At 69.8% G+C, this 24,268-nt stretch carries 23 protein-coding genes, 1 tRNA gene and 4 pseudogenes; 13 read left to right on the forward strand and 15 right to left on the reverse strand.

The window, feature by feature from the left end; translation table 11 throughout:
* Nucleotides 1–411 precede the first annotated feature (411 nt).
* Nucleotides 412–1,650: an HD domain-containing protein gene (locus DJ82_RS12470; protein WP_094581975.1), complete on the forward strand. Its 1,239-nt coding sequence runs from the start codon at nt 412–414 to the stop codon at nt 1,648–1,650.
* A 33-nt stretch (nt 1,651–1,683) separates the two neighbouring features.
* On the opposite strand, the gene DJ82_RS12475 is transcribed toward DJ82_RS12470, so the two are convergent.
* Nucleotides 1,684–2,088, reverse strand: coding sequence for a universal stress protein (locus DJ82_RS12475; protein ID WP_094581949.1), 405 nt, complete (start codon nt 2,086–2,088; stop codon nt 1,684–1,686).
* A 103-nt stretch (nt 2,089–2,191) separates the two neighbouring features.
* On the opposite strand from DJ82_RS12475, the pseudogene DJ82_RS12480 reads away from it, so the two are divergent.
* The 4 genes and pseudogenes from DJ82_RS12480 (at nt 2,192) to DJ82_RS12495 (ending at nt 5,879) form a co-directional block, all read left to right on the forward strand.
* Nucleotides 2,192–3,463, forward strand: a pseudogene (locus DJ82_RS12480) (HD domain-containing protein).
* A 66-nt stretch (nt 3,464–3,529) separates the two neighbouring features.
* Entirely contained in the window at nt 3,530–4,594 is a 1,065-nt protein-coding gene (locus DJ82_RS12485) for an amidohydrolase family protein (RefSeq protein WP_094527493.1), read from the forward strand.
* Nucleotides 4,595–4,621: 27 nt separating this feature from the next.
* Nucleotides 4,622–5,077, forward strand: a complete 456-nt coding sequence (locus DJ82_RS12490; RefSeq protein WP_094581950.1) for a hypothetical protein — start codon at nt 4,622–4,624, stop codon at nt 5,075–5,077.
* Between the two features lie 79 nt (nt 5,078–5,156).
* Nucleotides 5,157–5,879, forward strand: coding sequence for a thymidine kinase (locus DJ82_RS12495; RefSeq protein ID WP_094522561.1), 723 nt, complete (start codon nt 5,157–5,159; stop codon nt 5,877–5,879).
* Nucleotides 5,880–5,963: 84 nt separating this feature from the next.
* On the opposite strand, the gene DJ82_RS12500 is transcribed toward DJ82_RS12495, so the two are convergent.
* The 3 genes and pseudogenes from DJ82_RS12500 to DJ82_RS12510 all read right to left on the reverse strand — a co-directional run bounded on the left by DJ82_RS12500 (nt 5,964) and on the right by DJ82_RS12510 (nt 7,426).
* Complete coding sequence (locus tag DJ82_RS12500; protein WP_094581951.1) at nt 5,964–6,224, reverse strand: hypothetical protein; 261 nt, start codon at nt 6,222–6,224, stop codon at nt 5,964–5,966.
* A 77-nt stretch (nt 6,225–6,301) separates the two neighbouring features.
* Nucleotides 6,302–6,757, reverse strand: a complete 456-nt coding sequence (locus DJ82_RS15400) for a hypothetical protein (RefSeq protein WP_394338199.1) — start codon at nt 6,755–6,757, stop codon at nt 6,302–6,304.
* 49 nt (nt 6,758–6,806) lie between these two features.
* Nucleotides 6,807–7,426: pseudogene (locus tag DJ82_RS12510) on the reverse strand (class I SAM-dependent methyltransferase).
* Nucleotides 7,427–7,485: 59 nt separating this feature from the next.
* Here DJ82_RS12510 and DJ82_RS12515 point away from each other — a divergent pair.
* Nucleotides 7,486–8,004 carry a CinA family protein gene (locus tag DJ82_RS12515; RefSeq protein WP_094522569.1) on the forward strand — a complete coding sequence of 173 codons (519 nt, stop codon included), beginning with the start codon at nt 7,486–7,488 and terminating at the stop codon, nt 8,002–8,004.
* 71 nt (nt 8,005–8,075) lie between these two features.
* Complete coding sequence (locus DJ82_RS12520) at nt 8,076–8,495, forward strand: universal stress protein (protein ID WP_094522571.1); 420 nt, start codon at nt 8,076–8,078, stop codon at nt 8,493–8,495.
* 35 nt (nt 8,496–8,530) lie between these two features.
* Here DJ82_RS12520 and DJ82_RS12525 read toward each other — a convergent pair whose 3' ends face one another.
* Nucleotides 8,531–8,737 carry a hypothetical protein gene (locus DJ82_RS12525; RefSeq protein WP_094522573.1) on the reverse strand — a complete coding sequence of 69 codons (207 nt, stop codon included), beginning with the start codon at nt 8,735–8,737 and terminating at the stop codon, nt 8,531–8,533.
* Between the two features lie 584 nt (nt 8,738–9,321).
* Here DJ82_RS12525 and DJ82_RS12535 point away from each other — a divergent pair.
* Complete coding sequence (locus DJ82_RS12535) at nt 9,322–10,110, forward strand: winged helix-turn-helix domain-containing protein (protein ID WP_094581952.1); 789 nt, start codon at nt 9,322–9,324, stop codon at nt 10,108–10,110.
* Nucleotides 10,111–10,219: 109 nt separating this feature from the next.
* On the opposite strand, the gene DJ82_RS12540 is transcribed toward DJ82_RS12535, so the two are convergent.
* The 6 genes and pseudogenes from DJ82_RS12540 to DJ82_RS12565 form a co-directional block, all read right to left on the reverse strand.
* Entirely contained in the window at nt 10,220–11,212 is a 993-nt protein-coding gene (locus tag DJ82_RS12540) for an MvdC/MvdD family ATP grasp protein (RefSeq protein WP_094581953.1), read from the reverse strand.
* 124 nt (nt 11,213–11,336) lie between these two features.
* A complete protein-coding gene (locus tag DJ82_RS12545; RefSeq protein WP_094522579.1) occupies nt 11,337–13,091 on the reverse strand; it encodes a serine protease in 1,755 nt (584 codons plus the stop codon).
* A gap of 373 nt (nt 13,092–13,464) precedes the next feature.
* Nucleotides 13,465–14,197, reverse strand: a pseudogene (locus DJ82_RS12550) (IS1595 family transposase); the annotation flags it as partial.
* A 65-nt stretch (nt 14,198–14,262) separates the two neighbouring features.
* Nucleotides 14,263–14,336 (reverse strand) — tRNA-Thr (locus DJ82_RS12555).
* Nucleotides 14,337–14,404: 68 nt separating this feature from the next.
* On the reverse strand, nt 14,405–14,938 hold the full coding sequence (locus DJ82_RS12560; protein ID WP_094581954.1) for a GNAT family N-acetyltransferase: 534 nt from the start codon (nt 14,936–14,938) through the stop codon (nt 14,405–14,407).
* A 96-nt stretch (nt 14,939–15,034) separates the two neighbouring features.
* Nucleotides 15,035–15,663: pseudogene (locus tag DJ82_RS12565) on the reverse strand (cyclic nucleotide-binding/CBS domain-containing protein).
* 237 nt (nt 15,664–15,900) lie between these two features.
* On the opposite strand from DJ82_RS12565, the gene udk reads away from it, so the two are divergent.
* Nucleotides 15,901–16,599: a uridine kinase gene (udk, locus tag DJ82_RS12570; protein WP_094522585.1), complete on the forward strand. Its 699-nt coding sequence runs from the start codon at nt 15,901–15,903 to the stop codon at nt 16,597–16,599.
* Between the two features lie 65 nt (nt 16,600–16,664).
* Here udk and DJ82_RS12575 read toward each other — a convergent pair whose 3' ends face one another.
* Complete coding sequence (locus DJ82_RS12575) at nt 16,665–16,868, reverse strand: hypothetical protein (RefSeq protein WP_094522587.1); 204 nt, start codon at nt 16,866–16,868, stop codon at nt 16,665–16,667.
* Between the two features lie 280 nt (nt 16,869–17,148).
* Entirely contained in the window at nt 17,149–18,585 is a 1,437-nt protein-coding gene (locus tag DJ82_RS12580) for a DEAD/DEAH box helicase family protein (RefSeq protein WP_094581955.1), read from the reverse strand.
* Between the two features lie 49 nt (nt 18,586–18,634).
* Between DJ82_RS12580 and DJ82_RS12585 the strand changes: the two genes are divergently transcribed.
* Nucleotides 18,635–19,588: an alpha/beta hydrolase gene (locus tag DJ82_RS12585; RefSeq protein WP_094581956.1), complete on the forward strand. Its 954-nt coding sequence runs from the start codon at nt 18,635–18,637 to the stop codon at nt 19,586–19,588.
* 76 nt (nt 19,589–19,664) lie between these two features.
* On the opposite strand, the gene DJ82_RS12590 is transcribed toward DJ82_RS12585, so the two are convergent.
* Nucleotides 19,665–20,063: a hypothetical protein gene (locus DJ82_RS12590; protein WP_141212707.1), complete on the reverse strand. Its 399-nt coding sequence runs from the start codon at nt 20,061–20,063 to the stop codon at nt 19,665–19,667.
* A gap of 208 nt (nt 20,064–20,271) precedes the next feature.
* Between DJ82_RS12590 and DJ82_RS12595 the strand changes: the two genes are divergently transcribed.
* Together DJ82_RS12595 and DJ82_RS12600 are read left to right on the forward strand one after the other, a co-directional pair.
* Complete coding sequence (locus DJ82_RS12595) at nt 20,272–21,669, forward strand: APC family permease (protein WP_094581957.1); 1,398 nt, start codon at nt 20,272–20,274, stop codon at nt 21,667–21,669.
* Between the two features lie 107 nt (nt 21,670–21,776).
* On the forward strand, nt 21,777–21,986 hold the full coding sequence (locus DJ82_RS12600; RefSeq protein WP_394338200.1) for a hypothetical protein: 210 nt from the start codon (nt 21,777–21,779) through the stop codon (nt 21,984–21,986).
* Nucleotides 21,987–22,064: 78 nt separating this feature from the next.
* On the opposite strand, the gene DJ82_RS12605 is transcribed toward DJ82_RS12600, so the two are convergent.
* A complete protein-coding gene (locus DJ82_RS12605; protein ID WP_094522599.1) occupies nt 22,065–22,514 on the reverse strand; it encodes a universal stress protein in 450 nt (149 codons plus the stop codon).
* Nucleotides 22,515–22,595: 81 nt separating this feature from the next.
* On the opposite strand from DJ82_RS12605, the gene DJ82_RS12610 reads away from it, so the two are divergent.
* The gene (locus DJ82_RS12610) at nt 22,596–24,173 is read left to right on the forward strand and encodes an amidohydrolase (protein WP_094581958.1); all 1,578 of its coding nucleotides are present in this window, start codon (nt 22,596–22,598) and stop codon (nt 24,171–24,173) included.
* The last annotated feature ends 95 nt before the right edge of the window (nt 24,174–24,268 follow it).

A 24,268-nucleotide genomic window follows, 5' to 3' on the forward strand; every position in this document is an offset into this window, starting at 1 on the left:
GCGCGGAAGCAGGCAAAGATGTACGACTCCGTGACCGGCGACTCCAAGCACTGGGAGGAGGACGGCACGAGCTACGAGTCCGACCGCCTCCCGTACCTCGTCTCCGGCTACGGCGACGAGGTGGCGGCGGCCCGGCGAGACGCCGGGCTCACCGTCGAAGAGCTCGCGGACGAGCTCGACGTCGACGAGGACGACCTGTTCGCGGTGGAGGACGGTCGCGCCGCGACGGCCGGCGTCGGCGGCTCCGTCGTCCGGGCCTTAGTAGGAGCGTCGACGTCGAGATCGTCGACGAAGTACCCGCCCCGGACGGTCGCCGCCCCGAGCCCGCGTCGTCCGCGGGCCGGCTCGCCCCCCGACCGACGCCGGCGCCGAGTCGAAACGACCAACCAGTCTGCGGCCGACGCCCGGACGATGAAGGCGATAAAGGACAGCGTCCACGGTCACGTCCGGCTCGGCGACCTCGCCGCCCAACTGATCGACACGCCCGCCTTCCAGCGACTGCGCCACATCAAACAGCTGTCCACCGTCAGGCTGGTGTACCCCTCAGCGAACCACACCCGCTTCGAGCACAGCCTCGGCGTCTACCACCTCGCGCGCGGCGCCGTCGAGGGGTTCGACCTCGACGACGACACCGCGGCTCACGTCCGCGCGGCGGCGCTCCTCCACGACGCCGGCCACGGCCCGTACGGGCACCAGACCGAGGGGATCATCCGGCGCGCGACCGGGCGCGACCACGACGACGTGGCGTGGCTGCTGACCGACGCGGACCGGGAGGTGTGCCAAGTCTTGGAGCGCAACGGGCTTGGCCCCGAACGCGTCGCCTCGCTGATCGCGGGCGACGGCGGGCTCGGGGCGCTCGTCTCGGGCGAGCTCGACGTCGACCGCATGGACTACCTCGTGCGCGACGCCCACCACACGGGCGTCCCGTACGGCACGGTCGACACCGGACGGCTCGTCAACGAGCTCCGACTGGCGGGCGAGGGCGGCTCGGCCGGGAGCGACGGAGCCAGCGACTCCGGCTCTGTCGATCCCGAGCGGGCGGAGCTCGTGCTCGCGGAGGGAAACGTCCCGACCGCGGAGAGCCTGCTCGTCGCCCGCTCGCTGATGAACGCGGTCGTCTACCGCCACCACGTCTCGCGGGTCGCCGGCGCGATGCTGGAGCGCGCCTGCGAGCGCTACCTCGACCGCACCGACGCCGACGTTGCGACGTTCCGCCGCATGGCCGACCACGACCTGCTCGTCGAGCTCCGCGAGACCGTCCCCGAGCTCGGCCGGCGCATCGAGCGCCGCGACCTCTACAAGCGAGCGGTGTGGGTCGGGCTGGCCGACGTGCCGGCGGGAACCGTCGACGCGGGTCACGCCGAGGAGGTCGCCGCCGAGCGCGAGATCGCCGACGCCGTCGGACTGGACCGCGAGGCGGTGGTCGTCGACGTCCCCTCTCGGCCCGGGTTGAAGGAGTCCGGCTCCACCGTCGTCGTCGACGGCGTCCCGCAGCGGCTGGAGGACGCCTCCGAGCTCGTCGGCGGGCTGCGGAGCGCCGAGCGCCGCCGCTGGACGCTCGGCGTCTACTGTCCGCCGGAGCACGTCGACGCGGTCGGCGAGGCCGCGCGCGACGTGCTCGGGCTCCGGACCGTTGGCACGCGGACGTAACCCGTTCAGTCGTCCCCGATCAGTCGTCCCCGCTCACTCTTCCCGCGGCGCCGGCACCGCGAACACCGGTCGATCGCTCCCGAGGATCACGTCCTGCGTCACGCTCCCGAAGACGGCCTTCCCCGACGGTCGGCGCTTGCGACCGGAGACGCAGATCGCGTTCGCGTCGATGTCGACGGCGGCCGAGAGCAACTCGTCGGACGGATCGCCGCTCGCCTCGTAGTGGACGCAGGTGACCCCCGCCGCTTCGAGCGTCTCCCGGGCGCGCCGCACCGCGGACAGCTGGTGGACAGAGGCTCCCTCGGGGTTGTCTTGGAACACGTGACACAGGGTCGCCTTCGTCTCGTCGGCCGCGTGCGGGAGGTCGGCGACGGCCTCCGCCTGCGCGACCGCGCGGCTGTCGGTCGCGTTATCGATCCCGATGAGCAACTCGTACATACACCGACCTTTGCGGACGACCCTTATAAATAATAGCCGCGGTTCCCGCCGGCCGCCGCCGGCCCTCCCACTCCTTTTACCAGATGCCGACGAACCGCTCCCCATGATCACGGTCAAGGACACCGTCCACGACCACATCGAGATCGACGGTGTCGCCGCCGAGCTGATCGACACCCCCGCGGTCCAGCGCCTCCGCCACGTGAAACAGCTCGGGACGGTCCAGCTCGTCTACCCCTCCGCGAACCACACCCGCTTCGAGCACAGCCTCGGCGTCTACCACCTCGCCAGCCGGGCGCTCGACCACCTCGGCATCGCCGGGAAGCGGGCCGAGCGGATCGAGGCGGCGGCGATGCTCCACGACGTGGGACACGGGCCGTTCAGCCACAACTTGGAGTCGCTCACCCACCGCCGGACCGGGAAGTACCACGACGACGTCGGCGAGCTGCTCGCGACCGGCGCGGTCGGCGAGGTGCTCCGCGACCGCGACCTCGACCCGGACCGGATCGCCGGACTCGTCGCCGGCGAGGGGACGTACGCCGGGCTCGTCTCGGGCGAGCTCGACGTCGACCGCATGGACTACCTCGTGCGCGACGCCTACCACACCGGCGTCCCGTACGGCACCATCGACACGGAGCGGTTCGTCCGCGAGCTGACGTTCGTCGAGCGAGAGGGCGACGCGGCGGGCGTCGGCCCGGACGGAGACGGCCCGGAGCTCGTCCTCGACGAGGGGAACGTCCAGACCGCGGAGAGCCTCCTGCTCGCCCGCGCGCTGATGAATCCGGTCGTCTACACGCACCACGTCGCGCGCATCTCGAAGGCGATGCTGCGGCGGTCCGCGAGCGACCTGCTCGACGCGACAGCGACGACGGCGACCGATCTCCGGCGCATGGACGACCACGACTCCTCGCCGCCGATTCCGCATGCCGGGCCGACCGGCGAGCCTCTCCCGCGCTACGACGAGCGCGACCTCTTACTAAGTCTGGCGTGTTGGGCCGAGTAACGAATACGACGTCCCAGAGCGCGTTACGAGAGCCGGAACCGCGACGCCGAGGTCGGCCTGGAGCGCGAGATCGCCGAGGAGGCCGGCGTCGACCGCGAGCACGTGATCCTCGACGTGCCGCCGGAGCCGTCCATGCGGGAGTCGACCGCCCGCGTGACGGTCAGCGGCGAGATCCGCCGGCTGGAGCGACAGTCGCCGTTGGTCTCCGCGCTCCGGACCGCACAGCGCAACCAGTGGCGCCTCGGCGTGTACGCGCCCGAGCCGGCCACCGACCGCGTCGGACGCGCGGCCGCGGACGTGCTCGACCTCGACCCGGACGGGCTCGTGAGCGAGGTGCGCGGGGCGATGGCGACGACGCTCGACGAGTTCGAGTAGGGGGGCTGAGGCCCTCCACCGCCCCGTTCCCGTGACGTTTTAACCCCGGGCTGGCGACCGTGAGGTATGCATCTGGAGGGGACGATACTCGTCGGCGAGGCCTTCGAGCCCGTCGAGGGACGGGTGGTCGTCGACGGCGGCGAGATCGTCCGCATCGAAGAGGCGTCCGTCGAGAGCGACGACGTGATCCTCCCCGCCTTCGTCAACGCCCACACCCACATCGGCGACTCCATCGCCAAGGAGGCGGGCGAGGGGCTCTCGCTCGACGAGCTCGTCGCCCCGCCGGACGGACTCAAACACCGGCTCCTGCGGTCGGCGAGCCGCGAGGAGAAGGTGGCGGCGATGGCCCGGACGCTCCGGTACATGGAGTCGACCGGCACCGCCACCTTCCTGGAGTTCCGCGAGGGCGGCGTCGACGGCGTGGCCGCGCTTCGGGACGCGGTCGCCGGCGAGGGCGTCGCCTTCGGCGAGCGCGCGATCGACCCCGTCGTGTTCGGCCGCGACGACCCCGATGTCCTCTCGGTCGCCGACGGCTACGGCGCCTCCGGCGCCCGCGACGCCGACTTCGACGCGGTGCGGCGGGAGACCCGCGAGGCGGGGAAGCTGTTCGGGATCCACGCGGGCGAGCGCGACGCCGACGACGTCAACCCGGCGATGGACCTCGACCCGGACTTCCTCGTCCACATGGTCCACGCCGAACAGATTCATCTCGAACGCCTCGAAGACCGCGGCACGCCGGTCGTCGTCTGCCCGCGCTCGAACCTCGTGACGAACGTCGGCGTGCCGCCGGTCCGCGAGCTCGCGGAGCGGACGACCGTCGCGCTGGGCACCGATAACGTGATGCTCGACTCCCCCTCGATGTTCCGCGAGATGGAGTTCGCCGCCAAGCTGGCCGACCTGCCCGCGCGCGACGTCCTGCGGATGGCGACCGTCAACGGCGCCGAGATCGCGGGGCTAAACCGGGGAGTCGTCGAGCCCGGCGCCGACGCGGACCTGCTCGCCCTCGACGGCGACTCCGACAACCTCGCCGGCGCGCGCGACCTCGTCCGGGCGATCGTCCGGCGGGCGGGCGCCGCGGACGTCTCGCGGGTCGTGATCGGCGGCGAGGAGATCGACCCGTCGGGAGACTGAAGCCGGTCGCGGCCGTACCGATCGGCGATGGCCACGTTCTCGCTGCTCGCCGGCCTCGCACTCGGGCCGGTCGTCGGACTGCTCGCGACGCTCGCGATGGACCGCGTGATGCCTCGGCTCCCGGAGGGGACGACGGCTCCCAGGGTCGCCGCGAGCGTGCTCACAAACACGTCGGTCGACCGGGCCCCGGAGCGGCTGGCCACGTGGGTCCACTACGTCGCCGGCGGCGGCTCGAGGCTCCTCTTCGTCGGTCTCGTCTCCGCGGTTCAGGTCGGACTCGGCGTCGGCGCCCCGGTCGCGCTCGCCGTCGCGTCGCCGGTCATGCTCGCGTTGATGATCGGCTTCTTCGCGCTCGTCCCGCTCCCGCGCGCCCGGGGAATCCCCCGGCAGCGGCTCGCGACGATCCGGCGCGACTGGGCGGTCTCGGCCGCGGTGTACGTCGTCGCCGCCGCGATGGTCGTCGCGCTCGCGAGCGGCGTCTGACCGCGATCCGACCGCCGTTCCGCCCCTGCGACGGGCCGGGAGAGAAACGGTTTAGTCGCTGGCACCAGCCCGATCGCTCATGCACGCCATCACTCGATCCGGGTGGATCGAGGTCATCTCGGGGTCGATGTTCTCGGGGAAGACCGAGGAGCTGTTGCGCCGCCTCCGCCGGTCCGAGATCGCCGGGCAGTCGGTCGCGGTGTACAAGCCCGCGGTCGACGACCGCTACGGGGAGACGACGATCGGCAGTCACACGGGTCGCCAGTGGGACGCGACCGTCGTCGATAACGAGGGCGACGGGCCGCTGGCGATCCTTGACGACGAGCCGTACCCGGAGGTCGTCGCGGTCGACGAGGCGAACTTCTTCTCGAACGCGCTCGTCGAGGTGTGTAACGGGCTCGCCGACGCCGGCACCCGCGTGATCGTCTCCGGCACCGACCAGACGTTCCGGGGCGAGCCGTTCGAGCCGCTCCCGCAGCTCATGGCGACCGCCGAGTACGTCGACAAGCTCCAGGCGATCTGCTCGGTGTGCGGCGAACCCGCCTCACGGAACCAGCGGCTCATCGAGGGCGAGCCCGCCCACACCGAGGACCCGACCATCCTCGTCGGCGCCGAGGAGTCGTACGAGGCGCGGTGCCGCGACTGCCACGTCTTGAGAACCGGTGAGCGTCCGGACGGCGGCCGGTCGTATCTGGCCGACGAGGAGGCGACGTCCGACGAAGCGGCCGCTCCCGACACGTCGACCGACGGCGAGACGTCGACCGAACTCCCAGAGGAACCGGTGGACCCGAGCGACGACTGAGCCCAGCGACGACTGAGCCCAGCGACGACTGAGCCCAGCGGCGGAAACCGCGGTCGCGGTCGCTCGCGGCGGGGCTCGCCCGAGCTACTCGTCCGTCGGCTCGTCGGGCGCCTGGATCGGCCCACTGTCGTCGGCTTCGGCCGTCGCGAGGCGGTACAGCCCCGCCATCGAGACGAGCGCGAGCACCGCTCCCTCGGCTCGCGCGGCGACGTAGGCCCACTCTCGGGGTTCCGCGTCGCCCGCGTCGCGGTAGACGGCCTTCGTCCACGCCCGCACGACGGGGCGCGGGGCGAGCGTCTGAACCAGTCCCAGGAAACCGACGATGAGCAGGAGCGCTGCCTTCATACGAGTCGCTTCGCCGGGCGTATTTAAAAGCGGTGCGCCGCGTGCGCACGCGGTCGTCGACGCCGCGCTGCGGGCCGTCACACCGGCTCGGCGGCCGAGAGGAACCGGCGACAGGTCGCGGCCGCCCACTCGCGGACTGGCGGCGCGTCGGACCACAGGATCGCGGCGAGCCCGGCGTCGTCGAACAGCCCGACGACGGCGCGGTCGCCGACGAGGAGGACCCCGACCGGCGAGTCGCCCTCGTGGCGGTACGCCTCGACGCCGTGGCCCGAGAGGATCGAACGGACGGCGGCGCCCGAGGGCCCGTCGAACCGATCGCTCGCGCGTCCGGTGAAGACGAGTCGCACCGTCCCCTCGACCCCGTCCGCGACCGACCGAGCGATCGACGCGTCGATCCGCGGGACCACGCCCGCGACGGAGTCGTCGCCGGCGACGAGCCCGGAGAGCCGCGCGCGGGTCCTTTTGGGGTCGTCACCGCGCTCGACGCAGCAACCCGGGGTCGTCGGACCCCGAGAGGGTCTCGCCGACGGCATGACGCCACGAGCGCGCGGAGCGAACTCCCCGTTGCGATCCGCCCTCAAGTCATCGGCGGCTCCCCGCCGGGCGCGGCGGATACGACTGTCGGCCCCGCCGGTCGACCGGCGGGCGAGCAGGCGGGCCGTCGCGCGGCGTCGGTCGTCGGGGCGCTCCTCCGTCGTCTCGTCGTAGTACAGCACTGTCAGGCCGAGCCCCGCCCGCAGGAGTTCGTTGGCGGCGAACCGGTACCGGTCGTCGCTCGGACCGGACGGCGTCGGCGACGCGGACCGGAGGTGTCCCTCGACGAAGAGGTAGCCGCCGGGGACGAGCGCCTCGGCGAGGTCAGCGAAGCGGTCGAGCACGTGGAAGAAGCTCATCGTGATCAGCTCGTACGCCTCGCTCGGGAAGGCGTACGTGGAGACGTCGCCCAGGACCGGTTCGATCCGGTCGCCGATCCCCCGGTCCGCGGCGCGCTCGCCGATGATGCGTAGCCCCTCGCGAGAGGCGTCGAGCGCGTCGACGTCGTATCCGGCGTCGGCTAAGAACACCGCGTTCCGGCCGGTGCCCGCGGCGACGTCGAGCGCGCGTCCGTCGGAGATCGCGGGCTCGTACGAGCGCAACACGGGCGACGGCTCCGGCTCCCGGGGATACTCGCCGGACGCAAATCGCTCGTCCCAGTCCGTCATGGGAGCGCTTGCGTCCCCCCGAGCGTAAATCCCACGGGCGTGCGGGTCAGACGAAGGGCATGGACGAGACGGAGTCGACCGCGGAGGTCCTCGGCGAACTGCTGACCGACCGCGGCGAGTCGCTCGCGGTCGCGGAGTCGCTGACCGGCGGGCTGGTCGGGTCGCGCGTGACGGACGTCCCCGGCGCGAGCGCCTACTTCGACCGGGGGTTCGTCACCTACGCGTACGACGCGAAGCGGGAGGTGCTCGGCGTCTCCCGCGAGTCGCTCGACGCCGAGGGGGCAGTGAGCGCGGCGGTCGCGGAGGAGATGGCGGCCGGCGCGCGCGATCACGCCAACACGACGTGGGCGGTCGCCACCACCGGAATCGCCGGACCGGACGGCGGCACCGCGGAGAAGCCCGTCGGGCTCGTGTACGTCGGCGTCGCGTACGCAGCGCCGTGGGGGACCGAGGCGTCGTTCGTCCGGAGCGAGCGCGTCGCCCTCGACGGGGACCGCGACGCCGTGAAACGCGCCGCGGTCGACGCCGCGCTCGACGCTTTACTGCGGGCGGTCCGAGAGATCGACGACGGGGAGTAAGCAAAGGCCCGACGCCGGTCGAGTCGTCCGAGCCCGCAAGCGTTTACCCCCGTGGCGCGTGTACGTGTACCATGGTAGAGCGCGTACTGGTGGCCATGGACGACTCAGAGCTCGCCGAACGGGCGCTCCGCTACGCGCTCGACGTACATCGGGACGCCGACGTGACGGTGTTACACGTCGTCGGCGAGCCCTCCGGGATGATGGGTGCGGCGACGGGAATCGCGCTCGCGGACGACAGCGAGGAGCGGGTCCGAGAGCTCTCCGAGGACGTGTTCGAACGGGCGGGAAAGATCGCCACGGAGTACGGTGTCGAGGTGAAGGTGGAGTCCGAGGTCGGGTCGCCGGCGAGCCGGATCGTCGAGCGCGCTGACGACTTCGACGCGGTCGTGATCGGGACGCACAGCGGGTCGCTCGCCGACCGGCTCCTCGTCGGCAACGTGGCGAAGTCGGTGTTCCAGAACTCGCCGGTCCCCGTGACGGTCGTTCGCTGACGCGGGAGCGACGGCCCGGCCCCCCGTCCGCGTCGTCAGCCGTCGATGTACGCGTGACCGACGACCGCGACGAGCAGCGCCGCGACGACGATCCACGCGAACGGTTCGACGGCGAGCAGCCGGATCGGCCGAGTCACGGACTCGTCGAGGCCGAAGAGGACGCCCGCGGCGAAGACGATGGCGAGGACGAGAGCGGCGACGACCCCGGCGACGCCGAGCAGCGCGGTGTCGGTCCGGTCCATACCGCGGATCGGTGTGGGGCGTATATAAGTGACTCTCCGAGAAACGGACCCAGTTATCCCCGCGAGTCGTCGCTGACCGCGTCCCACAGCGCCGAGAGGGTCGCCTCGTCGCCGGCGGCGACGTACAGGGGGCCGCCCCGGCGCGTCGCCGCTCCGGCTTCCGACGCGAACAGCTCGGTGACGGCCTGCTCCTCTTCGTCCGGGTGAAACTGTGCGATCCCCCTGTATCCGCCCGCGGGCGAACAGCCCCGAGTGGACGGTGGGCGCCCAGCTCGGAATCGCTCGCTTCACCGTCCCGCGAAGCGATCGGCGCATCGACTCGGCCCGCCGAGCGAGGATCGGATCGCGCGGCACGTCCCGGCCGACGATCGTAGCGACCGTGGCGGCCGCGACGTCCACGTCGCTGTCCGCGGTCGCCGGTTCCCCCGATCGACTCCGGACCGCCGAGGACATCCCACGGAGCGACAGGCCGACGAGTCACGGTCGGTGCTCCGGGTGCACGACGATTCCCGCCGACGAACGCGTAATTATTTAGATTATGTGAGGTCCATAGATTTATACGAAAAATCGTGGTACAGTTACACATGGAGGCGGCGCTCGACGAGATCGCGTATCTGGCCAACTCCGCGAACCGCGTCGCGATCCTAGAGTTGCTCCAGGAGTCGCCCCGCGGCCGTCGCGAACTCGTCGAGTCGGTCGACGCCTCCCGCGTGACCGTCGCACGCATTCTCCGGGAACTCGAAGGCCGAGGCTGGATCGAGCGGTCGGAACGGGAGTACACGACGACGCCGCTCGGCTGCTGGGTCTGTGAACGGTTCAAAGACATAGTGGGCGACTTCGAGGCCGAACGCCGTCTCCGGGAACCGCTCCAGTGGCTCTCAAGCGAGGTCGTGACGTTCGATGTCCGGCGACTGCGGAACGCGGAGGTCGTCTTGGTGGACGGGAGCGACGCGACCGTCCTGCTCCGGGAGCTCGCGGCCTTCCACCGCGCCGGCGAACGGATCCGAGCCGTTACCTGTGCGTCGGCCCCACGGATCGTCGAGAACCTTCGGGATGTCGTCGTTGACGGTACGCGACTGGAACTCGTCGTTACGCCGGCGGTCGTCGACGCCGCCAGAAGTCATCCCCCGACGGCCCAACGAGTCAACGAACTGCTCGCCCACGCGAACGCTGACTTGTACGTCTGCGAGGAGGTCCCGATCGCGGTCTGGATCGTCGACGACACGGTCAGGATCGATCTGACCGACGACCGGAACGTGCTCAGAGGTGCGCTGGTCACCGACGACGAAGCGGTCTATGCGTGGGCCATCGACATCTTCGAGACCTGCCTGCGGGAGGCGACGCCGCTGGCCCCGGAGGAGGTGTGCGCCTGACGTTCCACCGGGCGGGCCACTGACGAGGGACGCTCTGATCCGGAGCGCGCTCCCTCGTCGCCAGGCCCCGACCGGACCGGATCGGACCGGTCCCGAAAAGTCGATTCCATCAGTGGCGGGCGGGCGGTGTCTGCGCGTCTGCCTCCGCGAGGACCCGGGCGACAGTCTCGGTGATGGGCTGACCGGTACGCTCCTCCATGAACAGCCACTGTCCCGACGGGTTGATCTCGAGGAAGACGTGCTGCCCGTCCGGTCGCCGTCGCATGTCGATCGCCCCGTACACCAGCCCCAGCCGGTCGACGTACTCCCGGAGCCGGTCGCGGATGTCGTCGGGCAGGTCGGCGGGTTCGACCCGGGCCCGATCGACGTTCATGCGGTAGTCGACGGGGTAGGCCGTCTCCTGAGAGTGGATCTCCGCCGGAAACACCTCGCCGTCAACGACCGTGATCCGGAGGTCGACGCCCGCAGGGACGTACTCCTGGAAGATGACCGGCGCGTGCCGCACGGCGGCGATGACATCGGTCTCGCCGTCCCGGAGGACGCGTGTCTCCCGCCAGGCGGCTTCGGTTCCGGTGAACGCCTTGTACACGGTCTTCGAGGCGCCGTGTGCGTCGACGACCGCCTGAGCCCGGGCCGGGTCGTTGGTGATGCAGGTCTCGGGAATTTCGAACCCGATCTGCTGGGCGACCCGTAGCTGGTAGGGCTTGCGGGCGGCCTCCTCGTCGTGGGTCGGGTGGTTCATCCATTCCGCGTCGAGCGTCCGCCAGAGGCCGCCGATCGCGGCCTGACACTCCCGGTAGGCGAACGACCGGTCGACGTTGCCAGTGAGTTCCGGCGACAGGTCGAACGGTTGGGGACGGCGCCACCAGACCGCGCCACAGTCGGCCAACTCGAGGTCGCCCAGTCGGGCGTGCAGCGCCGGCTCGTCATCGCCGTCGGCCCCGGTCCCGTCCCCGTCCGTCCGGGCGTACGTCATCGACAGGGACAGTCGCTGCGGGAACGCCGACGTGTCCAGCAGCCTGGCGGCGACGCCGCGGCGCTCGAGCCGGTCCAGGACCGCCCGCGCGTGGTCATCGTCGGCCTCGGAGACGACCAGGATCACGGGAGAGCCCTCCGGATTGGCACTCCTCGATCGTCTCCGGTCGGGGCCGGGCCGTTCCGCCGCGCCCGCCCGGCGTCACCGACCGATGACGCGACCCGTCGGTCGGGGCGGTTGCGAGCGGGCGTCACCGCTGGGACCCCTGCGAGAGGAATTGCTGGTACTCGGCGGCCAACTGACGGTACTGGTCGTTGATGGCCTGCAGTTGCGTCTGTTGTTGCTGGAGAAACTGCTGCATGTCGCTCAGGAGCTGTTCGTAGGTTGACTGCAGCTCCCCACCTCCGCCGCCAGCCGTCCGGTCGGTCCCGCCGTGGCCGTGGGGTGGACCCTGACCCTGGCCCTGTCCCGTCCCCTGCAGGTCGGCGCCGGAACCTCGGCCCACGTGATGTGGCGTCTGGAGGACGAACGGACGCTCTCCGCCGCCGGCTTTGCTCCCTCCGGCGGGCCCGAAGCCGTATCCGTATCCCTGCGGTTGCCTCTGCCCCTGTTGCTGAATCGGGCTGAACGGCATCTGTCCCAGCCCCATGTCGTCGAACTGCTTGTCTAGCCCGGTCGCCTTTCGACGGTCGATGTACGGGGAGGTGCCGCCGTCGCCGCCGCCGATCGGCGTGTCGCGGAATGGGAGCGTACCGCCCGGTTCGTCGGTGAACTTGTTTTTTTCTGGGATGTACGGTCGCGTTGGGGTGTACTCAAGACCGCCACCAGCCCCGGGAACGTCGCCACCGACACCCCCACCTTGGCCGGCGGGGTCGCCGGGCGGTTTGTCCAGCCCGGTCGCCTTTCGGTCGTCGACGTGTTTGACCGTCCCTCGGCCGCCGGTCCCTACCGGCGGATCGTTGAGGAATTTGTTCCCGCCGACCCCCTCGTCGGTGAATTTCATCTTCTCGGATGGGAGGTTCTTTTCGCTGAGGGGAATCTTCCCCTCGATCGGGTTCTTCAATGAGAACGCGGTAAGAACGTCCGACTCGTTGAGAATCGGACCGATCTTCACTCCGTGGTTGTGACCCCCGCGTCCGGCGCGGCAGCCGCCGTTGGTGTGGACGCCGACGATGGCGCCGTCGGATTCCCGGAGGACCCCCGACCCGGAACTGCCGCGGAGCGTGTCGATGTCACCGTACCCGAAGTAGTCCTCCCCAAGCTGTCCCGAGGTCGAACTCGTATGGACGTGCGTCGCCGTCCCGGCTTCGATCTTCTTCGGGCGACCCCTTGGATGCTGGATAATGCAGAGGGAATCGCCCTGCTGGACGGGCGAGGTAGCAAGCGTCGCCGACCCGAACCGGTTGCCGGGCGTCCCCGAGAGCCTGACCACTGCGTAGTCGAGTCCGCCCCTGTCGCGTTCGACGAGCTCGACGATGTCGAACTGCTGTTCCTGCCGGAGGTTCCCCGACGGGTCGACTTGGTAATTGAAGTCGACGTGCATGTTCGTCGCGATTTCGTGGGGACGGATCCGCTGGCCACCTTTCATCGGCACGCCCGGGGCGGAGTCGAAACAGTGCCCCGCCGTCAGAAACAGATCGTCGGCGACCAGCGTCCCGGTGCACCAACGATCGCCCGCGAACCTGCCGGGGTCCGAATACCGCTGGTCGAGGTCGTCGTTCCATTGGATGAGGCCGACGGGTGACTCGTGGTTGCCGACGAACGACTTCGAGACGCCCAGCGTCCCGTCGTACTGTTCCACGGGTTGTTTATCGTTCGTCGTGTCACACTGGCTCTCGACCCAGTCCATGAACGCCTCGTGATCCGTTGGATCCTCGGGGAGCCCCTCGTCCGGGATTTCCCCAACTGGCGGTTCCTCAACGGGGAACGGGTAGAGCGGCGGGAAGTCCCAACGGCCTGTGCCATCGTTGTCGTGTTCGTGGTCGTGATCTGACGGTGTTGCCATTGTCAGGTATCGACGGATCGCTGGTTCGGGCTCGGTCGGGCGCCGGTCGGGACGAACCGAGCGACTGTTCGGTCGGTGCCCCCACCCGACCGTCCCCCACGGTCTCCCCGTCAGATGAGGGTGTCTACGGATTTTTGTTGGGCCAGTATCATGTTTCGGGAGCTACACCGTTCACGACGTCTTCAGTGTACACGGCGTGATACAAGTGTCAAGAGCAGGCACGGTGTCGCGGGCCGACCCGACGTGACGCCCCACCCCATGCCTCGCGGGCCGCTTCGCGGGTGTCGCACGCGCCCGTCGCGACCGACTCCTCGACCAGCCGGTCGATCCGCCCGGTCACGAAGTGATCGGGCGCGACGGCGTTGGCGCAGACTTCATGCTCCATGCCTCGGGAGGCCGGCAGTCCGTCGGTCCGGACCTCTCCCAGCAGTTGAGAGAAGTCGTCGACCTCCTCAATAACTGGCCCGAGATCGCCCTCGTGGTCGCTTCCCTCCTGAGCTGACACCACCCGAAGCACGTCGCGGCCTGCCGCGACGAGCGTCAGTCCTCTCCCTGATCCTCTGTCCAGCGGGTGCGTCCGCCCTCTGACGACCCGCCGCGGCATGGACTCGACCGCGGCTGGTCTTTGTATTCAAATCCGGCACACACCTGGTGTGTTTCTTTGACCTGTGTTGGCCCATCGACTGTCTGGGAGCGCATTTCCCAGACAGTCGGAAATCCCCGACAGAACGCGTTTCGAACTCGCTGAGTTGGTCGTGAAGTGTCGTGTAACACGGTGAGAGGAGGGCCGCCCGGGTTATGTTTAGCGGTGTGTTAGCGTGGAGAATGAAGGCGTTGAGGAGCTCACCGAGGATGAGTTCCGAATCGTAGAATGATCGTCAGGCGGGTGGACGTGGCTTTCCAGTCACAGCGGCCACACCAGATACGGTCGGAGCCGTCGCGGGCGTGGAGGCTCTCTGCGCCGCAGGTGAAAAAGAGCGTTCTCACCAGATCTTCTTGAGACGCCGCTCGATAATAGCGTCGAGCCTCTCAGGCCGAAATTCTATTACGCCATGTTCCGCGAGTTCCGCTGGCCTCTGGCCGAAAGCGGGGCGGTTCGTTTGTATATCCGATTCTGCCCGAATAGAGGCACTAATTTTTCTGGTAACACCAGTTTACGGAAGAGCGAGCAAGCCAGGGCAGGGATTTGAACCCCGGAAGTCTCGATTACAAGTCGAGTGCATGAACCGCCCATGCTCCCCTGGCGCGGATTGGCGTACTCGGGCCTCCTATGAGTGCGTGTCGCTTTCGGCGAGCCTGACGTTCGTCCGCGGTCACTCGGTTCCGCCCGCGGACCCCCCGGTGTCGGACTCGTCGCCGACCCGCTCCGCCAGCGACTTCGTCAGCTCGACGCGGTGGAGGTCGTACCCGCGACTGTCGTAAAACGCGCGGGCCCGGTCGTTGTCGGCGAGCGCCTCCAGCGCGACCGTTTCGGCGCCCGCCGCCGCCAGCGCGCGCTCGGCGGCGTCGAGGAGGTCGGCGCCGATACCCTCGCCGCGGCGTTCGGAGACCACGAACAGGTTGCTTACCGTTCCGCGGACGCGGTCGCGCTCGTAGCCCTCGCGGTCGATCGAGAAGCCGACGAAGCCGACCGGGGCGCCGTCGAGGTCGCCGTCGCGAGCGACGAGCAGTTCACCGGTGACGACGGAACGCGCGACCCACTCGCGCACCGCTGTGCGGTTCGGCTCGGCGAGCAGCGTGGAGCCGTGGCTTCGCTGGTCCTCCGCCAGCGCGACCCACAGGTCGGTGACGTCGTCGACGTCGTCGACCGTCGCCGGCGCGACCGTCGGGCGCTCGTCGTCTGACATTCGTTCGCTCGTTCGGCGCGCCGCGGGATGAGGGTACCGACGCGATCCGGTCGCGGCCGCCGGTCGGGACGACGGGAAGAGAGCCGGTCGGACGGCTCACACCTCGCGGCACTCCGGACAGACGGCCTGCCCGTTGGCGGTCACCAGGTCCGGGACGAGCGCCCCGCAGCTCTCGCAGACGCCCTGCGTCGCCGATCCCGACGCGTCCGTCGCGGGGGCATCGCTCGTCGAGTCGACGCCGCCGTCCGAGCCGAGCATCCCCTCGTCGCCGCGCCGCGTTCCGTGGAGCGACTCGTCGGCGACTGCGGCCTCGCGAGCCCCGTCGCCGGTCCGCGGTGCGCCCGCCGGCGAGCGCGTCGCGGCGGTGCGACGCCGACCGCCTCGCCGCCCTCGACCGCCACGACGCGGTCGGCCCCCTCGGAGACGAGGCGCTCCTCGACTGCCGCGAGCGAGTCGTCCGGCGTCACCGTCGGAAGGGGCGGTCCCATCACCGACCCGACCGTGGGACCGCCTGCGTCTCCCTCGCTCTGGACGTCGGCGTCGAGGAGCGCACCGAGCGCGTCCCGAGAGCCGAGCCGTCCGACTGGCTCGTCGCCGCGAACGACGACGAGGCAGTCGGTCTCCTCCTCGACCATCAGCGCCGCCGCGTCGGTCAGGCCGTCGGACTCGCTCACGCCGAGGAACTCGCGATGCATCACGTCACGAACCGTGGTGTCTGTTCGCATGGACCGTGGATCCCACGCAAACGGCTAAAAGCTGCCCCCGGTATCGTTATATCCGTTCCGACCGTAGCCAGCCGATCGGCACTGAAAACGACGGTTCCCTCGTCCCGTCGCCGCGACGCGCTCGACTCCGGAGCGCGACGCACCTGGCGCCAGTTCGCGACGCGCTTGACGCCTCGCTCGGCTCGTGGCCGCGAACCGAAGAGGAGGGTTCAAACCCTCCGGCGTTCGAGCCAGCACATGACCATTCCCTCGTTCGTGATCGGGATCGCGGGAGGGACCGGCGCGGGGAAGACGACCGTCTCCCGGCTCGTCACTCGCGACCTCGGCGACAGCGTCACCCGCATCCCGTTGGACAACTACTACGAGGACCTCTCGCACCTCGACTTCGAGGAGCGACAGTCCGTCAACTACGACCACCCGTCGGCGTTCGAGTGGGAGCTCCTCCGCGAGCACCTCGAAGCGCTGCTGGAGGGCCAGTCCGTGCAGATGCCGCAGTACGACTTCGAGATCCACAACCGGAAGGCGGAGCGCGTGACGGTCGAACCCACCGACGTCATCGTGCTGGAGGGGATCCTCGCGTTGTACGACGAGGAGATAAACGACATGATGGACCTGCGGCTGTTCGTCGAGACCGACGCCGACGTCCGGATCCTGCGCCGGATCCGCCGGGACGTCATCGATCGCGGCCGCGACCTGGAGGGCGTCATCGACCAGTACCTCTCGACGGTGAAGCCGATGCACGAGCAGTTCATCGAGCCGTCGAAGAAGCACGCCGACGTGATCATCCCGGAGGGGGCCAACAGCGTCGCCGTGAACCTCTTAGAGGAGAAGCTCCGCGCCGAGGTCGAGGGCGACGCGGTCCGGAGCTGGGAGCGCGGGAGCTTGGAGGAGGAGCTCGGCGAGAAGCGCTCGCTCGACATGAACGGCGACGACTGAATCGACGGGAGCCGTCGGATCCCGGTAGCTCGTCATTTTTGAGTGGTCGCCGGAGCCGAAACGCGTCAGGACGAGAGCCAGGCGTACGTCTGGATGGCGCCGAACAACAGCGCGAGCGCTCCGTTTTCGACGATCAGCAAGACGTTGTCCGCCAGTATTGTCCGGGCGCCCACGGCGAGAATACCGAACGCCGTTGCCAGCAACAGATTGTACTTCGCGAACGCAATCCAACACTCCTGATCGAGCTCGATGAGACCGTCGCTGCCCATGCGTGCCGTTTTTTCTCGACAGTGACAAACGACAGGGTCGACGGGGCGGTAGCGCCGAGCGACTCGCAATCACGATAGTGGACGGGCTTCGATGAGTGGGCCGCCTACGAAAGCCGAAGAATGGCTCGTGAAAGGGACACGCGTCGTGGCTCGCAGGGGCGACCTCGCGCGTGCCACTCGGCCGCGAGGCGGCCTCGCAGGCACGCGCCACCGACCGTTTATAAGCAACCGCCGCGGTCGCTCGGGTCGATGCAAATATGCTCTCTCGGACGTTCGCCGTTCAGCGCCGCCGGCTCGCCACCCGTTCCTCCGCGGTCTCCGCGCTGACGACCTCGTAGAGTATCGCCCGCCCGCCGTCCTCTTTGGGCCGCAACACCCGCCCGAGCCGCTGGGTGAACTCCCGTTCGCTGCCCGACCCGGAGAGGACGACCGCGACGTTCGCGTCCGGCACGTCGACCCCCTCGTCGAGCACGTTCGCGGCGACGACGCGGCCGTAGGTCTCCTCGCGGAAGCGCTCCAAGATCTCCCGTCGCTCCTTCGCCCCCGTCTCCGCGGTGATCGCCGGAAGTAGGAACCGCTCCGAGAGCCGGTAGACGAGGTCGGTGTGGGCGGTGAAGACGATCACGCGGTCGTCGCGGTGCCGGTCGAGGATCGACTCCAACCGGTCGACCTTCCGGTCGGCGTTCATCATGATCTCGCGGGCGTCCTGTTTCGCGAGGAGGGCCTCGCGGGCCGCGGGGTCGTTGCCGGAACGCTTGACCAGTTCCCGGTAGTCGCTCCCGCTGGAGAAGGTGATCCCCGCCTCGCGGACGTACTCGACGAACGCGCCCTGCTTCTCGTCGTAGCGCTCGCGCTCCTCGGGCGTCAGCTCCACCTCGATCCGGCGGATGTCGTACGGCGCGAGGTGGTCGCCAGCGAGGTCGTCGACGTCGAGCGCGTAGACGCGGTCGCCGATCAGCTCCGCGACCGTCTCGTGGGCGCCGTCCGGGCGCTCGAAGGTCGCCGTCAACCCGAGGCGCGCGGGCGCCGCGAGCAGCCGGGCGACGTCGCGGTACCCCTCGCCGCCGAGGTGGTGGACCTCGTCGAAGACGACCAGCTCGAAGGCGTCGCCGACGCCGCCGGCCTTCAGGTACGCCGAGTCGTACGTCGACACCGTGATCGCCTCCCGACGCTGCTCGCCGCCGCCGAACCGCCCGATCGGCACGTCGAACTCGCGCTCGAGCTCGCGCTGCCACTGGTCGAGGAGGTCGACCGTGGGAACGACGACGAGCGTCGGGACGCCGAGTTCGACCGTCGCGCGGATCGCGATCACGGTTTTGCCCGCCCCGGTCGGGAGCTCGAGCACGCCGCGGTCGCCCGCGTCGCGCCACGCGTCGAGCGCCTCGCGCTGGTACTCCCGCAGGTCGTAGTCGGTCGCGAGCGCGTCCGGGAGCCCCGCCTCCCGCGCGGCCCGGTCGCTCGCGTCCAGCACGTGGTCCTCGACGCTGGCGCCGGCGACCTCCAGCGCGCGGCGGATCGCGGCGTAGCGGTAGGCCGGTGCGCGGCCGGTCCCCGAGCGCGGGTCGGCCTCGACGCCCGGGAGCGGCGGGAGCGACGCGAGGGGCTCGCAGTCGGTCGATCCGGCTTCGTCGTCCGTCGACTCCTCCGTAGCGCCCCCGGCCGAGTCTCCGGCGTCGACCCGAATCGTCCCGTCCTCGTAGGTCAGCCGGACGTTCATCGCCTGACGTTGCCGACCGACTTACAAAGGGGCACCGCCTCCGTCCGCCATGCGCGCGGACGAACTCGACCCCGAACTGGCGGCCGTCGTCGACGAGATCGAGGCGCTCGGGCTCCCCGAGTGGCACGCCCTCTCCGTCGGCGCCGCGAGGCGCGTCGAGGACGAGGTGTTCTCCGGCGACCTGGAGCCCGCCGTCGCCGACGTCAGGGACCTCGCGTTCGACGGTCCCCACGGCGAACTGCCGGTGCGGGTGTACCGACCCGAGGCGGCCCTCGACGGATCGACGCCGCCCGCCCGCACCCTCGTCCACTTCCACGGCGGGGGCTGGACGCTCGGCACCCTCGACTCCATCGACGGTCCGTGTCGCGAGCTGGCGACTCGCACGGGGGCGGTCGTCGTCTCCGTCGACTACCGGCTCGCGCCCGAACACCCCTTCCCCGTCGCCGTCGACGAGGCGGCCGCGGCCGTGGAGTGGGTCGCGGACAACGCGGCGGCGGTCGGCGGCGACCCCGACCGGCTCGGCGTCTCCGGCACCAGCGCCGGGGCGACGCTCGCGCTCGCGGCCTGTCTGCACCGTCGGGAACTGGGCGACAGCGCCGTCGACGTCGCCGGCCAGTTCCTCCTCTACCCGATCGCGGGCGACGACTTCGAGACCGACTCGTACCGCGAGAACGCCGACGGCCCCTTGCTCACCCGCGCGGACATGCGGTGGTTCTACGACCGGTACCTCCGGAGCCCCGTGGACGCGCACAACCCGTTCGCGGTGCCCCTCCGCGCGGGCGACCTCGGCGGGCTTCCGCCCGCGACCGTCGTCACCGCCGGGTTCGATCCCCTCCGGGACGACGGGGCGGCGCTCGCGGAGCGGTTCGACGGTGAGGGGACGCCGGTCGAGCACCGCCACTACCCGGCGATGGCCCACGGGTTCTGCAGTCTCTCGGACCGCGTCGCCGTCGCGGAGGAAGCGCTGTCGGCCGTCGCCGGCGACGTCGAAGCGAGACTGTGACGTACGCGGTCGCTGGGAGACCGAGGACGCCCGGGGACCCCGGGAGAGGCCGTCGGCCGGTAGGTGGCCGCCGGGGTCAGACGAGGGGGATCAGCAGTTCCCAAGCCGCCGGCAGTGTCATCTGGAGGAGTCCACCGCCGGCCCCCAACGCGACGAGACCCAACGCGATCGACGCGGCCGACCCGTCTTCGTCCCCGACGTAGAACCGATACAAGAGCAGCGAGCCGGCGGCTTGCACGGTGAAAGCGCCGACCAACGCCCCGAGAGAGAGGAGTACCGGGTCGGACTGGATCGAGAACAGGGGGTACGGTGTCCTCGGTCGTATCGCGTTCGTTAGGAGTCCCCCGACGACGAAGTACAGCAGGAGACCGCCGCCGAACACCGCGGCCCCTTCGACGCCGACCTCCACGGACAGCCGGAGTGCCTCTTCCACGAGCGTCGTCCGTTCGTCCGCTCTCAGATGATTGATGAACATGTGAACACCGCCGTCCGACCGCGAGGCCCGTAGCGTCTCGTCTCGCTCGGGGCGCGGGCGCGGCGTCCGGGGAGCGAGCGAAACGATCCACAGGTGTCGAATCGTCGCCGAAACCACAAAAATATTACTGTATTGCTTTTTACCGAAAAAACCGTCTCTCTGTTAAGGATACCGAAGAAATAACCCTTTGCAAAATGGAGATGGCGTAATGAGCGAAGGAGACCTGAAACGGGACCTCGGCCTGTACTCGGCGGTGACGCTGAGCATGGGCGCGATGATCGGTGGCGGGATCTTCGTGCTCCCCGCGGTCGGATTTAAGAAGGCGGGGCCGGCGGTCATCGTCGCTTACCTGTTGGCCGGGCTGATCGTCCTTCCGAACGCACTCTCGAAGGCGGAGATGGCGACGGCGATGCCGGAAGACGGCGGTACGTATCTCTACATCGATCGCGCCATGGGCCCGCTGTTCGGCACGGTCGCGGGTATCGGTGTCTGGTTTTCGCTCGTGTTCAAGAGCGCGTTCGCGCTTGTCGGCCTCGGTGCGTACCTGCTGCTACTCGTGAACGTCCCGGCGACCCTCGTGAAGGCGGTCGCGCTCGGCCTCGGTGGAGTCGTTATTCTACTCAACATGTTCGGGACAGAAAAGAGCGGTCAGGTGCAGGGCGTCCTCGTGAGCCTCGTCGTCCTCGTGCTCGGCGCATACGTCGTCGGCGGAGTCGGGCTCTCGAACCCGGTTCAGTATTCGCCGTTCGTCAGCCACGGACTCGGTGGGATCGCCACTGCCACCGCCTTCGTCTTCGTCTCGTACGCCGGGATCGGGGAAGTCGCCTCCGTCGCGGAGGAGATCAGCGACCCCGGACGGAACATCCCGCGCGCGATGCTCATCTCTATCGGGGTGATGTTGGCCGTTTACACCGCCGTCGTGGGCGTAATCGTCGGCGTCGTCCCGGCCGATACCCTCGTTCACGGTGGTCCGACCGGCGGCACCTCCCTGACCCCGATGGCCGACGGCGCCGAGCGAGTGTTCGGAGGTGCGGGCGTGACGGTCGTCGCCGTCACCGCCGTGCTTGCACTCACCAGCATGGCGAACGCGGGCGTCTTGGGGACGTCGCGGTTCCTCCTCGCGATGAGCCGTGATTCGCTACTGCCCGAGCGGATCGGGCGGATCAGTCCACGGTTTCTGACGCCGGTGAACGCCGTGCTCGTGACCGGTGGGGTGTTGCTCACGCTCATCGCCTTCGTCCCGGTCGTGGACCTCGCGAAGCTGGCTAGCGCCTTTCTCATCCTCGTGTTCTCCTTGGAGAACGTCTCCGTGATCGTCTTCCGGGAGGTCGGCGGCGATTTCTACGACCCGGAGTTCCGCTCTCCCGGCTACCCCGTGGTACAGGTCCTCGGCGTGATCGGCGGCGTTCTGTTGATCGCCCAGATGGGGCTGATTTCCGTCGTCGGCGCCGTCGCCGTCAGCGCGGGAAGCGCCGTCTGGTATCTCGCGTACGCACGCTCTCGAACCGACCGTACCGGCGCGCTGGGGACGTACTTCGACCGCGAACCGGACGCGTCGGAACCGTTGGACGAGGCCGCGGCCGTCTCGAAACGGGAAGAGGAGTGAGGGGTCGCGACGGGCGGGGCGCTCGCCGTTTCCCAGCCCGAACCCGTCGAAATGGGAATCGTTAGTAGACCGTCCGAGCGAGTGACATGGCGGGACGCTACGGTGAGTTGGACTACTCGAAAGCCACCAAGCGGAGTGTGCTGCTCGGAGTCTGTCTGTTCCTGACCGGCGCGGTCGGGAAGGCGATCATCCACGCGGGCGGGCTGCAGGTACCCGGATGGGAGGAGACCCTGCTACTCGATCTGGAGTTCCTCGGGACGGCGGTCGCGCTTCTCTCACCGTTCGTGTTCGGGATCCTCCTCCCGCTTACCGGGTAGCGTGACGGCCGCGTCGGAGGGGCCGCGGCGTCGCCGGCTCGAGACTCGTCGCCTTCCGCCGGTGTCGTCGGGGTCGCCTCACTCCTCGACCGTCGTCTTCACGATGCTGACCGGGGCGGTCGACCGACGCGAGACGCGCTCGGTGACGGAGCCGAGCATCCGCCGGTAGTCGCCGGAGCGCGTCTTCGAGCCCATCACCGTCAGGTCGATGTCCTCCCTGTCGGCGTACCGGAGGATCTCCTCGTGGGGGACGCCGTACACCAAGTCGGTGACGACGTCGACGCCGGCGTCGCCGGCGTGGGCCGCCACCTCGTCGAGCGCCTGGCGACCGCGCTCCTCTAGCGTCTCCTCGGCGCCTTCCGAGCCGTCGACGAACTCGTCGCCGGAGTAGGCGTTGATCACGTCGCTGTCGACGACGTACAGCACGTGCAAGGTCGCGTCGTATCGGTCAGCGGCGTCGACGGCGTGGTCGATCGCGCGGTCGACGCCCTCGCTGCCGTCCGTGGGGAGTAGGATGCGGTCGTACATACGCGGCGATTCGCGGCGTCATCGAATAAATTGGTCGCCGTTTCCCGAACGGTTAACACGCTGCCACCCGCCGAACTCTCCATGACAGCGGCCGCGGATCGACTGTTCGTGAACGGAGAGGTCCACACGCTCGCGGCGCCCGACGAGACCCGCGAGGCGGTCGCGGTCCGCGACGGGGCGATCGTTCGCCTCGGCAGCACCCGCGAGGTCGAGTTCCTCGAAGGGGTCGACACCGACGTCGTCGACCTCGGCGGGCGCGTCCTCCTCCCGGGCTTCGTCGACGCGCACACCCACCTGACGACGGTCGGGCGCTACCTCGTCCACGCGGACCTCTCGGCCGCCGACTCCCCGGACGAGGCGGTCGACCTGCTGGCGGAACGGGCGGCCGAGGTGGAGGCGGAGTCCGGCTCCGACGCCCCCGCCGACCCCGTCCTCGGCTACGGCTACGACGAGTCGACGTGGGCGGAGGACCGCTACCTGACGCGGGCGGACCTCGACCGCGTCTCGACGGAGCGACCCGTGGCCGCGTTCCGCGAGGACATGCACGTCGCCGCGGTCAACGGGGTCGCCCTCGACCGGTTCGCCGACGCGCTCGCCGCGGCCCCCGACGAGACGGTGCCGACCGACGCGGACGGAGAGCCGACCGGCGTCCTGTTAGAGAGCGCTATCGACCCGATCTACGAGGCGATCGAGCCCGGACCGGCCGAGACCCGGGAGATCGTCGAGGCCGCGCTCGCCGACTGCGCCGCGAAGGGGATCACCGGCTTCCACGACATGGTGCGGAACTCCCACGCGCCGCGGGCCTACCGCGATCTGGAGGCCGAGGACGAACTGACCGCGCGCGTCCGGATCAACTACTGGAGCGACCACCTCGACGCGCTCCGCGAGGTCGGCCTCGGAACGAACGACGGGAGCGACACGGTCCGGGCGGGCGCGATCAAGTCGTACACGGACGGGAGCTTCGGCGGCCGGACCGCCCGAATCTCGGAGCCGTACGCGGACGCCCCGGACGAGACCGGGCAGTGGGTCGTCGACCCCCCGGAGCTGTCCGAGACGGTGGCCGCGGCGACCGCAGCCGGCTACCAGTTCACCGCCCACGCCATCGGCGACGAGGCGGTCGACGCCGTCCTCGACGCCTACGAGGGGGCCTCCGAGACCGACCCCGGCGAGGCGCGCCACCGGATCGAGCACGTCGAACTCGCCGACGACGAGGCGATCGACCGGCTCGCAGCGTCGGGTGTCGTCGCCAGCGTCCAGCCGAACTTCCTCAAGTGGGCGGGCGAGGACGGGCTCTACGAGACCCGACTCGGGCCGGAACGGACCGCCGAGACGAACCGCTACCGCGACATGCTCGACGCCGGCGTGGCCCTCGCGTTCGGTTCGGACGGGATGCCGATGGACCCCCTCCTCGGCGTCCACCACGCGGTCAACGCCCCCGCGGAGGCGCAGCGGCTGACGGTGACCGAGGCGCTGCGCGCGTACACCCGCGGCGCGGCCTACGCTGGCTTCGACGAGGACCGGCTCGGCACGGTCGCGGTCGGCAAGCGCGCCGACCTCGTCGCGCTCGACGCGTCGCCGTGGGAGGCGTCGGACGCGATCCGAGACGTCGGCGTCGCGATGACGGTCGTCGACGGCGAGGTCGTGTACGACGGGCGCTGAACTGACGACCGGCCCGACGCCAGACGGCGGTCGCGGCGCGGTCCCCGGTCCGATCTCGTTCTGCTCCGCGGTGATTGCTGAGCGCCCGGGACGCG

Origin of the sequence: Halorubrum sp. Ib24 (assembly GCF_002252745.1) — an archaeon.
Lineage (GTDB): Archaea > Halobacteriota > Halobacteria > Halobacteriales > Haloferacaceae > Halorubrum.

Excerpts from the sequence above, each read along its gene's own strand:
- DJ82_RS12515 (WP_094522569.1), top strand. The coding sequence starts at position 7,486 with ATGGACGAGACGGAGTCGACCGCGGAGGTCCTCGGCGAACTGCTGACC.
- DJ82_RS12495 (WP_094522561.1), top strand. The coding sequence starts at position 5,157 with ATGCACGCCATCACTCGATCCGGGTGGATCGAGGTCATCTCGGGGTCG.
- DJ82_RS12605 (WP_094522599.1), bottom strand. The coding sequence starts at position 22,514 with ATGTACGACCGCATCCTACTCCCCACGGACGGCAGCGAGGGCGTCGAC.
- DJ82_RS12585 (WP_094581956.1), top strand. The coding sequence starts at position 18,635 with ATGCGCGCGGACGAACTCGACCCCGAACTGGCGGCCGTCGTCGACGAG.
- DJ82_RS12610 (WP_094581958.1), top strand. The coding sequence starts at position 22,596 with ATGACAGCGGCCGCGGATCGACTGTTCGTGAACGGAGAGGTCCACACG.
- DJ82_RS12525 (WP_094522573.1), bottom strand. The coding sequence starts at position 8,737 with ATGGACCGGACCGACACCGCGCTGCTCGGCGTCGCCGGGGTCGTCGCC.
- DJ82_RS12595 (WP_094581957.1), top strand. The coding sequence starts at position 20,272 with ATGAGCGAAGGAGACCTGAAACGGGACCTCGGCCTGTACTCGGCGGTG.
- DJ82_RS12490 (WP_094581950.1), top strand. The coding sequence starts at position 4,622 with ATGGCCACGTTCTCGCTGCTCGCCGGCCTCGCACTCGGGCCGGTCGTC.
- DJ82_RS12500 (WP_094581951.1), bottom strand. The coding sequence starts at position 6,224 with ATGAAGGCAGCGCTCCTGCTCATCGTCGGTTTCCTGGGACTGGTTCAG.
- DJ82_RS12545 (WP_094522579.1), bottom strand. The coding sequence starts at position 13,091 with ATGGCAACACCGTCAGATCACGACCACGAACACGACAACGATGGCACA.
- DJ82_RS15400 (WP_394338199.1), bottom strand. The coding sequence starts at position 6,757 with ATGCCGTCGGCGAGACCCTCTCGGGGTCCGACGACCCCGGGTTGCTGC.
- DJ82_RS12560 (WP_094581954.1), bottom strand. The coding sequence starts at position 14,938 with ATGTCAGACGACGAGCGCCCGACGGTCGCGCCGGCGACGGTCGACGAC.
- DJ82_RS12470 (WP_094581975.1), top strand. The coding sequence starts at position 412 with ATGAAGGCGATAAAGGACAGCGTCCACGGTCACGTCCGGCTCGGCGAC.
- DJ82_RS12485 (WP_094527493.1), top strand. The coding sequence starts at position 3,530 with ATGCATCTGGAGGGGACGATACTCGTCGGCGAGGCCTTCGAGCCCGTC.
- DJ82_RS12535 (WP_094581952.1), top strand. The coding sequence starts at position 9,322 with ATGGAGGCGGCGCTCGACGAGATCGCGTATCTGGCCAACTCCGCGAAC.
- DJ82_RS12520 (WP_094522571.1), top strand. The coding sequence starts at position 8,076 with ATGGTAGAGCGCGTACTGGTGGCCATGGACGACTCAGAGCTCGCCGAA.
- DJ82_RS12590 (WP_141212707.1), bottom strand. The coding sequence starts at position 20,063 with ATGTTCATCAATCATCTGAGAGCGGACGAACGGACGACGCTCGTGGAA.
- DJ82_RS12580 (WP_094581955.1), bottom strand. The coding sequence starts at position 18,585 with ATGAACGTCCGGCTGACCTACGAGGACGGGACGATTCGGGTCGACGCC.
- DJ82_RS12575 (WP_094522587.1), bottom strand. The coding sequence starts at position 16,868 with ATGGGCAGCGACGGTCTCATCGAGCTCGATCAGGAGTGTTGGATTGCG.
- udk (WP_094522585.1), top strand. The coding sequence starts at position 15,901 with ATGACCATTCCCTCGTTCGTGATCGGGATCGCGGGAGGGACCGGCGCG.
- DJ82_RS12475 (WP_094581949.1), bottom strand. The coding sequence starts at position 2,088 with ATGTACGAGTTGCTCATCGGGATCGATAACGCGACCGACAGCCGCGCG.